The organism is Breoghania sp. (genome assembly GCF_963674635.1).
Taxonomy (GTDB): Bacteria; Pseudomonadota; Alphaproteobacteria; order Rhizobiales; family Stappiaceae; genus Breoghania.
Genome location: NZ_OY771475.1, coordinates 4,022,523 through 4,034,361 on the forward strand (window position 1 = coordinate 4,022,523; position 11,839 = coordinate 4,034,361).

Annotated in this window: 9 protein-coding genes; 6 read left to right on the plus strand and 3 right to left on the minus strand. The window is 61.8% G+C overall.

Features of this window, described 5'->3' with window-relative positions; genetic code table 11:
* The first annotated feature begins 50 nt into the window (after positions 1-50).
* A complete protein-coding gene (locus ABGM93_RS17470; RefSeq protein WP_321501624.1) occupies positions 51-2,057 on the plus strand; it encodes a HAMP domain-containing methyl-accepting chemotaxis protein in 2,007 nt (668 codons plus the stop codon).
* A 578-nt stretch (positions 2,058-2,635) separates the two neighbouring features.
* On the opposite strand, the gene ABGM93_RS17475 is transcribed toward ABGM93_RS17470, so the two are convergent.
* Complete coding sequence (locus tag ABGM93_RS17475) at positions 2,636-3,331, minus strand: response regulator transcription factor (protein ID WP_319775155.1); 696 nt, start codon at positions 3,329-3,331, stop codon at positions 2,636-2,638.
* 381 nt (positions 3,332-3,712) lie between these two features.
* Between ABGM93_RS17475 and fliI the strand changes: the two genes are divergently transcribed.
* A complete protein-coding gene (fliI, locus tag ABGM93_RS17480) occupies positions 3,713-5,035 on the plus strand; it encodes a flagellar protein export ATPase FliI (protein ID WP_321501626.1) in 1,323 nt (440 codons plus the stop codon).
* 31 nt (positions 5,036-5,066) lie between these two features.
* Positions 5,067-5,480: a flagellar export protein FliJ gene (gene fliJ, locus ABGM93_RS17485; RefSeq protein WP_319775157.1), complete on the plus strand. Its 414-nt coding sequence runs from the start codon at positions 5,067-5,069 to the stop codon at positions 5,478-5,480.
* 173 nt (positions 5,481-5,653) lie between these two features.
* Here the strand turns inward: fliJ and ABGM93_RS17490 are convergent, their stop codons facing one another.
* Positions 5,654-6,085 (minus strand): paraquat-inducible protein A, encoded by a 432-nt coding sequence (locus tag ABGM93_RS17490; protein WP_321501628.1) that lies wholly within the window; start codon positions 6,083-6,085, stop codon positions 5,654-5,656.
* 209 nt (positions 6,086-6,294) lie between these two features.
* Entirely contained in the window at positions 6,295-8,139 is a 1,845-nt protein-coding gene (locus tag ABGM93_RS17495) for a sensor domain-containing diguanylate cyclase (RefSeq protein ID WP_321501630.1), read from the minus strand.
* Between the two features lie 258 nt (positions 8,140-8,397).
* Here ABGM93_RS17495 and ABGM93_RS17500 point away from each other — a divergent pair, with 258 nt between their 5' ends.
* The 3 genes from ABGM93_RS17500 to ABGM93_RS17510 all read left to right on the plus strand — a co-directional run bounded on the left by ABGM93_RS17500 (position 8,398) and on the right by ABGM93_RS17510 (position 11,828).
* Positions 8,398-9,342, plus strand: a complete 945-nt coding sequence (locus ABGM93_RS17500) for an aminotransferase class IV (protein ID WP_321501632.1) — start codon at positions 8,398-8,400, stop codon at positions 9,340-9,342.
* Positions 9,343-9,345: 3 nt separating this feature from the next.
* On the plus strand, positions 9,346-10,113 hold the full coding sequence (locus ABGM93_RS17505; protein ID WP_321501634.1) for a hypothetical protein: 768 nt from the start codon (positions 9,346-9,348) through the stop codon (positions 10,111-10,113).
* 362 nt (positions 10,114-10,475) lie between these two features.
* Complete coding sequence (locus ABGM93_RS17510; protein ID WP_321501636.1) at positions 10,476-11,828, plus strand: NAD(P)-dependent oxidoreductase; 1,353 nt, start codon at positions 10,476-10,478, stop codon at positions 11,826-11,828.
* Positions 11,829-11,839 lie beyond the last annotated feature (11 nt).

Sequence of the window (11,839 nt, forward strand, 5' to 3'; positions counted from 1 at the left end):
AGGCCGCTTTGCGACCATGCAAAGGGCTTCCCGCCGCAAGGGGAAGCGAAATGCTCAACAATCTGTCTATCAAAGTGAAGCTGTTCGGGGGGATCGGCATTCTGGTTCTGGCGCTTGTCGCCATGGTTGTATTCAGCCTGAACGGCCTCGGTCGGGTTTCGACGCAGTTCGGCGAATATCGCAAACAGAGCAACGAGACTCTGGAACTCTCAAGCACGGCGCGGGCGATGGTCGAGGCGCGGCTGGCTCTTACGAAGTTTGGCGATCGGAAAACAGAGGAGTCGGCTCGCGGCGCGCAGAAGGCGATTGCGAAGGTTATCGCTGGCACCAAGCAAGCGAAGTCGCACTTCCGTACGCAGGAATGGCTCAAACGCGCGGATGTGATGCTCGGCCAGCTCGGCCACTACCAGAGCAGTTTTGGTGACTATGTCGGCCTCATCGCAAAGCTCGATAGCCAGAGGGCACACTATCTGGACAGCGTCGCGGGTCTGCGCGCCGAGTTGAGGGCCTTCGCCGCGCAGGCGAAGCGTGTGGGCAATACCGAAGCCGTGTTCATGAGCGGCGCGACGGCCGATGGTCTGTTGGAAACCCATTTGCTGGGTGTGCGCCTTGTCGCGACGCCGAAGCCGGAATACCTGGAGGAGGCCCAGGCGAAGGTTGATGAGTTTTCCACGCAGATTACCGACCTGGGCAAGGTCGTGGAGGATCCGCGCCTGCGGTCCATGACCTCGACCATGGTCAAGGAAATCCGGGGGCTTGGCGGTGAGCTCAAAGAGATCTTTGCCAGCGCCAAGGAGCGTGACATCCTGTGGAAGGAACATCTGGCCTCTACCGGACTTGGCCTGATGACCGAGTTCCAGAGCATGATCGACGAATACCGGATCAGCTATAACGAGATCAGCGATCAGACGGACCAGCTTCTGTCCTCCACCACGTCGAACGTGACGATCCTCGGAACCGTGTTCTCGTTGCTGGGTGCCGCGCTCGCGCTCTATCTTGGCGTGACGCTTTCGCGGGCCCTCCTGTCGATGACGCGGGCCATGGTGGATCTTGCTTCGGGCAACAATGAAACCGAAATCCCGGGTCTTGGCCGCAAGGACGAGATCGGCCGGATGGCGGAAGCTGTCGGTGTCTTCAAGCAGAACGCGATCGAGAAGGTGCGTCTGGAGGCCGAGCAGGCCGAACGCGAAGCCAACGAGGCGGCCGAGCGCAAGGCGCTCATGGCGAAGATGGCGGACGAGTTCGAGCATGCGGTTGGCGGTATCGTCGACACCGTTGCCGGCGCGGCCACCGAATTGCAGAGTGCTGCGGAGACCATGAGCGCGGCTGCCAGGGACACCAACGAAAAGTCCTCCAACGTCGCGGCTGCTTCCGAAGAGGCGACAAGCAACGTGCAGGCTGTCGCCGCCGCATCGGAACAGATGGCCGGTTCGGTCGACGAAATCGGTCGTCAGGCGAGCGAATCCGCCAGCCGGGCGGAGATTGCGTCCAAGGAGGCGCAGACCATGGTGGAGAAGGTCAATCTCCAGCAGGAAGCCGCACGCCATATCGGCGACATTGTCGGCCTGATCCAGGATATCGCGGAGCAGACCAACCTCCTCGCGCTCAACGCCACCATCGAGGCCGCGCGCGCCGGGGAAGCCGGCAAGGGCTTCGCGGTCGTGGCCACGGAAGTGAAGGAACTGGCTACCCAGACCTCCAAGGCCACGCAGGAGATCGCCGATCAGATCGGCAATATCCAGAACGCCACGGAAGCCTCGTCTTCCGCGATCGTTTCGGTCTCCTCCACGATCGAGCAGCTGAACGCCATCAGTGCGGCGATCGCCGCCGCGGTGGAAGAACAGGCCACCTCGACGCAGGAAATCGCTCGCAACGTTCAGATGGCGGCGATTGGGACGCAGGATGTGTCCTCCAACATCACCCTCGTTTCGGAGGCCGCCGCAACCACCGGGTCGGCTTCAGCTCAGGTTGAATCGGCCTCCAGCGAGCTTTCGCGCATGTCCGAACAGCTGCGCAACGAAGTGAACCGCTTCCTGCAGACCGTTCGCGCCGCCTGAGGCCTCGCGCCTCAAGACCTTGCTCAATCGAAAGCCCGGCCGGCAACGGCCGGGCTTTTTTTGTTCTGCCGCCAGCTGGGTCCGAGCCCACGAAGCGGCGTCTGGCCACCACAATGGGGGCGCCGGCCCCGCGCAATCGGCAAGGGCCAGCGCAATCGGCAAAGGGGTTCTGACGCCTGCTGCAGGCCTGAGGCTGGGCCGGGCAAGGGGGTTCTTGAGAGAGGCAGACCGGGGTGGGCAGCGCCCTCAGGCACAGCTGGAGCCCGCAAAAGTCAGACTTCGGGCCAGGACGGGTTCTGTGGGGGGGATGTCGAAAGGGGCCGGGCATTGCCCGTCGGCTTCGCGCAAGCGCCTGGATGCGGTCCTGAGGCGTTCTTGATGCGGGGAGGGCGGATGACGCTGCCGCCAACGTCTCGCGCCGCATCCGGATAAAGACGGCGGCGACCTCAGCTCCCGTGCGTTCCGGCTTTTAGACATTGGTCGGGAAGCGGCCAGGCGGTGGCCGACTGCAGGCACAAAAAAAGCCCGGACAAGCCGGGCTTTTTTGATAGGTGCTGTCTTGGTGGTGGCTCCCGATGTCAGGAGGCCACGCGTTCCTCGTCGGGTTCGCGAAGCACGTAGCCGCGGCCCCAGACCGTCTCGATGTAGTTGCGCCCGGCGGTCGCCGCCGCAAGCTTCTTGCGCAGCTTGCAGATGAAGACGTCGATGATCTTCAATTCCGGCTCGTCCATGCCGCCATAGAGATGGTTCAGGAACATTTCCTTGGTCAGGGTCGTGCCCTTGCGCAGGGAAAGCAGTTCCAGCATCTGGTATTCCTTGCCCGTCAGATGCACGCGCTGACCGTTGACCTCGACCGTCTTGGTGTCGAGATTGACCGTCAGGTCGCCGGTCGTGATGACCGACTGGGCGTGACCCTTGGACCGACGCACAATGGCGTGGATACGGGCGACCAGCTCGTCCTTGTGGAACGGCTTGGTCATGTAGTCGTCGGCGCCGAAGCCGAGGCCGCGAACCTTGTCCTCAATACCGGCCAGGCCGGAGAGGATCAGGATCGGCGTCTTCACCTTCGAGACGCGCAGGGTGCGCAGGACTTCATATCCCGACATGTCCGGCAGATTCAGATCAAGCAAAATGATATCGTAATCATAGAGCTTGCCGAGATCTATGCCTTCTTCGCCAAGATCCGTCGTATAGACGTTAAAGTTCTCGGACTTGAGCATCAGCTCGATGCTCTGGGCCGTAGCGCCATCGTCTTCAATGAGCAGTACTCGCATGCCAATTCCCTCGTCTTGCCTATTCTGGGCAATACCGCACCAACCTAGGTAGGCGATCGCGGCGAATAACTGCTGTTAACCGCGTCTCGAAACCTCGACGCACTTGTTAACAAATTCCGATTCGCAGCGGAAGCGTTTTGATACGTAGGCTGTGAAACCGACGCGAATTCCTTGAAATTCCCGCCAAATTCTATCCCGTTGCTAGCAACAATCCACATGAGGAAATGCCGCTAACTGATTCAACGGACTCACAGCTTCCTTGCTTCGGCCTAGAAAGGTTCCCAATCTGTGAACATTCTCTTCATTATGATTAACCAGAACCGTAAACGATCGGTTACCATTCTCATTAACCGGCCTTAAAAAGCTTTCGGAGCAGCGCGCGTGCGATCCCTGATCAACGAAATCGAATCAATCGAGCCTGTCGAGGTGTATGGGCGGGTTGTCGGCGTGCAGGGGTTGCTGGTGGAAATCTCCGGCCCGGTCCATGAAATGAGCGTCGGGTCCAGGCTTTCCATAGAGAGTGGTTCCGGAGACCCCGTGCTGGCGGAGGTTGTGGGTTTTCGCGATGAGCGGGCCTTGTGCCTTCCCTTTTCCGGTCTGCAAGGTGTGCGGATGGGGTGCCGGGCGGTGCTGGAAGAGCGCGAAAGCGTCCTGCGGATTTCCGATGAATGGCTCGGGCGCGTGGTTAACGCCATGGGCGAGGCGATTGATGGAAACGGCAGGCTGAGCCGGGGCGGGGACGTGCGCCAGCTGCGGGCAAGCCCGCCGGCGGCCGCCGACAGGGCGCGTGTCGGGGGCCCCATCGATTTGGGCGTTCGTGCGCTCAATACATTTGTGACCTGCTGCCGCGGCCAGCGCATGGGCATTTTCGCAGGCTCCGGCGTCGGCAAGTCGGTGCTTCTTTCCATGCTGGCCAAGAACACCGCCGCCGATGTGGCGGTGATCGGGCTCATCGGTGAACGCGGGCGCGAGGTGCAGGAATTCGTCCAGGACGATCTGGGGCCGGAAGGGTTGCAGCGTTCGGTCGTGATCGTGGCGACGTCGGACGAAAGCGCGCTGATGCGGCGTCAGGCGGCCTATCTCACGCTGGCGACGGCGGAATATTTCCGCGATCAGGGCCTGAATGTCCTGTGCATGATGGATTCCGTCACCCGCTTTGCCATGGCTCAACGCGAGATCGGACTGGCGGCGGGCGAACCGCCGACCTCCAAGGGCTATACGCCGACCGTCTTCACCGAATTGCCGCGGCTTCTGGAACGAGCGGGCCCCGGCGTCGTCGGCTCGGGATCGATCACGGGGCTCTTTACCGTTCTGGTGGAGGGCGACAATCACAACGAGCCCGTAGCCGATGCGGTGCGCGGTATTCTCGACGGGCATATCGTGATGGAACGCGCGATCGCTGAGCGTGGCCGCTACCCGGCGATCAACGTGTTGAAGTCGGTTTCGCGCACCATGCCGGGCTGCGTGGCCGCGGAGGCACTGCCGGTGCTGCGAGAAGCGCGCAGGCTGATGGCGACCTACGCGGACATGGAGGAACTGATCCGGCTTGGCGCATATCGTCGCGGGTCGGACGCCACTGTGGACCTCGCCATCGACCGACATGACGGGCTGGAAGCGTTTTTGGCCCAGCGCAAGGACGAAGCGTCCACAATCGAGACGGGTTATGGTGAACTCGCCAACCTTTTGGAAATGAGTTTGGGCTAGGGTCCACTCTCGTTAGGGGGAGTAGTGCCCGATGAAGTCCAGAGAGAGCATCATTCGGTTGAAGCGATTCCAGGTTGACGACAAGCGTCGTCAGGTCTCGCAGATTGAGGCGATGATCGCCGATTTCGACCGCATGGCGAAGGAACTAGACGACCAGATCAAGGCTGAGCAGGAGCGGGTCGGGATCGCCGATGTGGCGCATTTCGCCTATCCGACCTTTGCCAAGGCTGCCATGCAGCGCCGTGACAACCTCAAGGCTTCGGCCGAGGATCTGCATTCGCAGCTTGAACGCGCTCAGGATGATCTGGCCGAAGCCGTTGAAGAACTGAAAAAGATCGAGCTCATGGAAGAGCGCGATCAGGAACGCGAACGCGAGGCCCAGGAAGAGGCTGAGCAGGCGGAACTCGACGAGATCGCGGGCCGCAACCACGCTTTTGGACGCTGAGCGCTCCGCAAAGACGTCAGATGACGAGCCGCCAGAAGGCGGCTTTTCTGATTCCGGCCGCGTGACGCGCCGCCGAGACAGTTTCGACGCATGACGAACATGGGGCTGCCTCGCCAGCACCTTCGTCATGGACAGTCCGTTTTATTCAAGTTTGTAAACCGCTCGCGTTGCGTTCAGCGGCTGCGACATAACAGAGCCGCCGCGGCGGTTGCGACCGTGGCCGTGGCATAGAACCAGAGGCCGGGCTGGGTGATCGCCGTCGCCAGGCCGCTGCTTTTTGCGGCGAAGACCACCAGCGCCACCACCATCACATCCATCATCGACCATTTCGACACCGCGCCCAGCAGGTGCAGGAAATGCCCGCGTCCGCCCAGCGCAACCGTGTGCAGTAGCACCAGTTTGACGGCGGGAAGGACAATGGAAAAGCCGCCGACAAGAAACGCGAGCCCGCGATCGCCATCCCTTTCGAGCCCGAGCACGATCTGTACCAGCGAGGGGGTTTCCGTGAAGAAATAGAGTTTCTTGAAGACGATGAGCGGCAGGGTGATGCCGAGCGCGAAGCTGAAGGTGGCGATCGGCAGAAGCAGGGCTAGCACAAGGCGCATCGGTCGACCGTCGGTAAAGGGCGCAGGCGCGGCATCGCGCGGCGGTCTTTTCGTTTGGCACAGGCAGACGGCGGGAGCAAGGATCGCCGGTGAGCGAAAGTCCGTGCGGGCCTTGCTGGGGAGCACAAGGGGCGGCCCGGGCGGTTCAAGCGCTCAAGTGCCCCAAACGCCCCAAGCTGTCCGCGGCGCATGGTCATCGGTCCGCTGCATCACACAAAGCGCTTCATGGCCCGCTGCCCATCATGGGCTTCGTCGGATTTCGCGAACCGGTGGGTGCCTGGTGCGTGGCGCTTGGCCACGTACATCGCCTTGTCGGCGGCCCGCATCAATGCGCTGGGGGTTGGGCCGTTCGCCGGCCCCATTGCGATGCCGATGCTGGCCGAAATCCTGACATGTGCGCGGTTGAGGGCATAGGGTCTGGCGAGCTGCCGCGCGAGCGTGGCTGCCAGCAGCTCAGCCTGCTTCACGTCGGATCCGGCGGGCAGGGCGATGCCGAATTCATCGCCGCCAAGACGTGCGACCATAATGTCCGACGTGACAGTCTCGCGGAAACGGTCCGCCACCGCGATGAGCAGGTCGTCCCCGGTTTCGTGCCCATAGGTGTCGTTGATGAGCTTGAAACCGTCCAGATCGACGAACATCAGAACACACTGGCTGTTCTCTTCGATGGCGTGCATCAGGTCGCCGCTCAGCCGGGTCATGAACAGGGCGCGGTTGGGGAGGTCCGTCAGGCTGTCATAATGGGCCTTGTGCCAGATCTCCTTTTCATGCTGCACCCGTGATGTCACGTCGCGGGTCACGACGATGTAGCGCTCCTCTCCGATCGCCGGGTCATCAAGCTCGCTAAAGCCGACATCTATCCAGTAGATCTCGCCATCGCGGCGGTAGACCTCGCATCGCACCGTCATTTCGCCTGCCAGAAACCTGGGATCTTCGATCGGCAGGTTGGGGCAGATGGCGACGAAGGGACTGCCAATGATCTCCTCACGCTGATAACCGCTGCGCCGTATCGCGGACTTGTTGATGTCCAGGATCCTGCATTCGCTGTCCAGCACCATCAACCCGTCATTGGAGGCTTCGATCAGGCTGTGCAGGCGCGCCCTGTCACGACTGTTGACCGTGTGGATGTGGTCGATCTGGGAGCCAAGAGAACGGATGCGGCGGATTATGTACTGCCCGAAAAGATGGAGAGCCAAGATGACCGCGGTCGCGAGCAGGGTCATTTCCAGAAGATGAAGCGATCCGTGCAGATAGCTATGCCAGGTCATTATCGCGATCGGTGCGCCATCGTGCTCCCGGATCTCGATGCTGTTGTTCAGCTCTGTTTTGCCCGGGTGGACAATTGCGAGGTCCGGCAGGTCAAAACGCGCGGAAATCGCATCCAGCCGGGGCTGGTCGAAGCGCCGGATCAACATGAGGATCAACGATCCGACACCGCGCTGTTCCGGGTCGAACCGGCTTGCCGGAAGCGGTGCGGTAATTGGGCCCGCACTTGCGTGATACAGCACATCCTTGTGCCAGAACCAGTGTCCGCGTGGCTCCGGCAGGGCTTGTGAAAACACATCGATGGAGGCGGGCGCGACCGACAGTGCGGTAAGTGCAGGAAACAGCGCGCTCTGCGCGATGTCGCTGTCGATCTTCTCCCCCACATGAATCAGTTGGGTTTCACCGATGAAGACGGTTGCCGACGTGTAACCTTCGAGATGCAGGATGGTGGGCAGGATCGCTTCTTTCAGGGACGTCAGCGAGGCGCTGCCCTGTTTCAACTCCGGATGCGCGCTTGTGGTCAAATGCGCCAGAAGTGACAGCGGGTCATCAACGACGGCTTTTATGAATGAGCTGGCCAGATTGCGTTGCAGCGCGCGGTGCTCGCGGGAATGGCTCGCCACCTCAAAGCTGAAAAGCGCGACCAGCAATGTCAGTTCCAGATAGAAAATCGCCCGCTTGAAACGCACAACATCGGCCAGAAGACTGGCCGCTGTCGGCAGTCCCTTGGAGAGTATCCGCGGACGCCACCAGGTGGCGAGATGCGCGAGGCGTTCGTTTAACGGCATTCAAGCCCACCAGAGTCAAGCGTCCCCCACCTGGTAATTCAACAACACCGACGGAGCGCACCCCACTTTCACTCAAACTTCTGAATGAAATGGATAAAATGACTATTTTATATTTTTGTTTATCGTTGAAAATACTTAATTTTGGACGCGAGCTGCGAGAGGCAGCCAAGTTGCGCGAAGAAATCTTCGCCACTTGCCATGCGGTGCGTCCTCGTGGAACACATTTGCATCCGTATTTTTCAAGAGAGCCTGTCGCCCATGTCCACCGGTACGCACGAATATCAGGAGGATCCGCGCAATGCGGAGATCCTCATTTCCGTCAATGGCGAGCTGTTCCCCCGCGAAAAGGCGATGGTGTCGGTGTTCGATTCCGGCTTCATTCTGGGCGACGGCGTGTGGGAGGGCCTGCGCGTCGTGGACGGTGGCATCGCCTATCTGAAGGCGCATCTCGACCGCCTTTATGACGGTGCGCATTATCTCGATATCGATATCGGGCTCACCCGCGAGGAGCTGACGGGGCGGCTTCACGATTGCCTTGACGCCAACGGCATGCGCGATGGCGGGCATATCAGGCTGATGGTCACGCGCGGCATCAAGAAGACGCCCTATCAGGACCCGCGCATCACCATTGGCGCGGCCACGGTGGTGATCATCCCCGAATACAAGACGCCCAACCCGGCCATCGCGGACAAGGGCATCACGCTTTTTACAGCCCATGTCCGGCGCACCGCGCCCGACATGCAGGACCAGAAGCTCAACAGCCATTCCAAGCTCAACTGCATTCTCGCCTGCATTCAGGCGACCAAGGCGGGGGCGGACGAGGCCTTGATGCTGGACCCGGATGGCTGCGTGGCGACCTGCAACTCCACCCACTTCTTCATCGTGAAGGATGGGGAGGTGTGGACGTCGGATGGCATCTACTGTCTCGGTGGGATCACGCGCGCAAATGTCATCCGCTTGTGCCGCGAGAATGGCATCCCGGTTCACGAAAAGCGCTTCACCCTGTTCGATGTCTATTCCGCGGATGAGGCGTTCGTGACCGGCACGTTCGCTGGATTGGTGCCCGTGCGCTCGGTTGACGGGCGCGAGATTGGCGCGGCTCCCGTGCAAGGGGCCGCGCGCTCCGGCCCGCTGACGGCGAAACTCAGCTCGATCTACAAGGTGGATGCACGGGATAGCGCCGCCCGGCGGGAAAAGGTCTGAGCCATGGGAATGGGGGGAACGATGGGGGAAACCGAGCCAACCGTGCGCATCGCCATGTGGTCAGGGCCGCGCAACATTTCCACCGCGATGATGCGGTCCTTCGAGAACCGGCCCGATACGGCCGTGTGGGACGAGCCCTTCTATGCGGCTTATCTCGCCATGACGGGCATCGTTCATCCGATGAATGACGAGATCCTTGACGCACATGAGACGGACTGGCGGGCCGTGGCCGACGGAGTGTTGGGGCCCGTGCCGGGCGGGGCGCGCATCTTCTATCAAAAGCACATGACCCATCACATGATCGCGGATATTGGCCGCGACTGGATGGATCACCGGGAAATCCGCCACGCCTTCCTGATCCGCAAGCCGGAGGAGGTGGTCGCGTCCTATTCCGCCAAGCGGGATGAGGTGTCACTGGCCGATCTCGGGTTTCTCCAGCAGGCGGAGATATTCGAGCGGGTGGCGGATCGCCTCGGCGAGGCCCCGGTGGTGGTGGACGGCGCGGATGTGCTGGCCGATCCGCGCGGCGTCCTGTCCAAGCTTTGCGGCAGGCTCGGCATCGGGTTCGATGAGGCGATGCTGTTCTGGCCTTCGGGACGGCGTGACAGCGACGGGGTGTGGGCGGCGCACTGGTATCACGCGGTGGAAGCCTCCACCGGATTTGCCGCGCGCGAGGAGCGTGAGGTTGCGCCCTTGAGCGATGCGGGCCGCGCCATCGCGGAAGCAGCGAAGCCTGCCTATGAGCGGCTGGCGGCCTACGCGATCCGCTGATCGGAAGACGACTATCAGCCACACCACATGAGGGGCCAGCGCCATGCGACTGGCCCTTTCGCGTTCCTGCTTTCGCAGAAGGGCCCGCCATTTCGGCGCAACGCATGCGGAACGAGCAGTTTTGAGCCCCAATGCCCGAAATTGATGCGAACGCTACGTCAGAATGGATTTGACTATTTGGTCAAAAAACATCGACACTGATCTTGCGAGCCAGCCCGACAAACGAGGCGGGCCGTGAAAGACACCTTTTCAAGACGGGGACACGGCCCTTTTGCGGGCAATGTCCGAAAAGCAAATGGGAAACGCGCCTGCACCGCGGTGGCCTTGGCTGCCGGGCCGGTGATGCGCGACGAGGAGGTTCCATGACCGACGTGCCGTCCGGTCCGGACATTGCGAGCGGCCGCCTTTCCGCCGACGCCTATGTGACCAATTTCGCCGATCTGCACCCGCCGCTCGATGCCCACGAGGCTGTGGTGGAGGCCGATCGCTGCTACTTCTGCTATGACGCGCCGTGTACGGTGGCGTGTCCGACATCCATCGACATTCCGCTGTTCATCCGCCAGATCTCCACCGGCAACGACACCGGGGCGGCCAAGACGATCTTCGAGCAGAACATTCTGGGCGGCATGTGCGCCCGCGTCTGCCCGACGGAAACCCTGTGCGAGCAGGCCTGTGTGCGCATGGAGGCGGAAGGAAAGCCGGTGAAGATCGGTCAGCTTCAGCGCCACGCGACCGATTATTTCATGGAGACCAAGCCGAAAAGCCTGACGGTGCGCGCACCGGAGACCGGCAAGACGGTGGCGGTCGTGGGCGGCGGCCCGGCGGGGCTTTCTTGCGCCCACGAACTTGCGGCCCTCGGGCACACGGTCACCATCTATGATGCGCGCGAGAAACTTGGCGGGCTCAATGAATTCGGCATCGCGGCCTACAAGACCGTCAATGGCTTTGCGCAGGCCGAGGTCGATTTCGTGCTCTCCGTGGGCGGCATCACCGTTGAGACCGGCAAGGCGCTGGGCCGGGATTTCTCGCTCGACGATCTGCGCGCAAAGCATGACGCGGTTTTCCTCGGGATGGGGCTTGCCGGGGTCAATGCGCTCAAGATCGAGGGCGAGGGTCTCGACGGTGTCCTCGATGCGGTCGACTACATTTCCGGCCTGCGTCAGGCCTCGGACCTGTCCACCCTGCCGGTGGGGCGTCGGGTCGTGGTGATCGGCGGCGGCATGACCGCCATCGATATCGCGGTGCAAATGAAGCGCCTGGGGGCGGAAGAGGTGACGATCGCCTATCGCCGCGGGGCCGCCGACATGAAGGCTTCGGAATTCGAGCAGGATCTGGCGCTGACAAGCGGTGTCACCATCCGCCACTGGATGCAGCCGGTTCTGCTCCAGGGCGAACAGGGCCATGTCAGCTCCATCGTTCTGGAAAAGACCGCGGTCGGTTCGAACGGCAAGCTCGCGGGCACCGGCGAGACGGTGCGTCTTGCCGCCGATCAGGTGTTCAAGGCCATCGGCCAGAGCTTTGTGGAAGAACCCTTCGAGGGCGCGACGCCCGCGCTTGAGGGCGGACGCATCAAGGTGGATGCGGACGGCCTGACATCGCTTGGGTGTGTGTGGGCAGGCGGCGATTGCGTTGCGGGAGGCGAGGACCTGACGGTCGCAGCCGTTGCCGACGGCAAGCGCGCCGCACAAGCCATCCACCGTTCGTTCGGTTCTTGAGGGAGACAAGA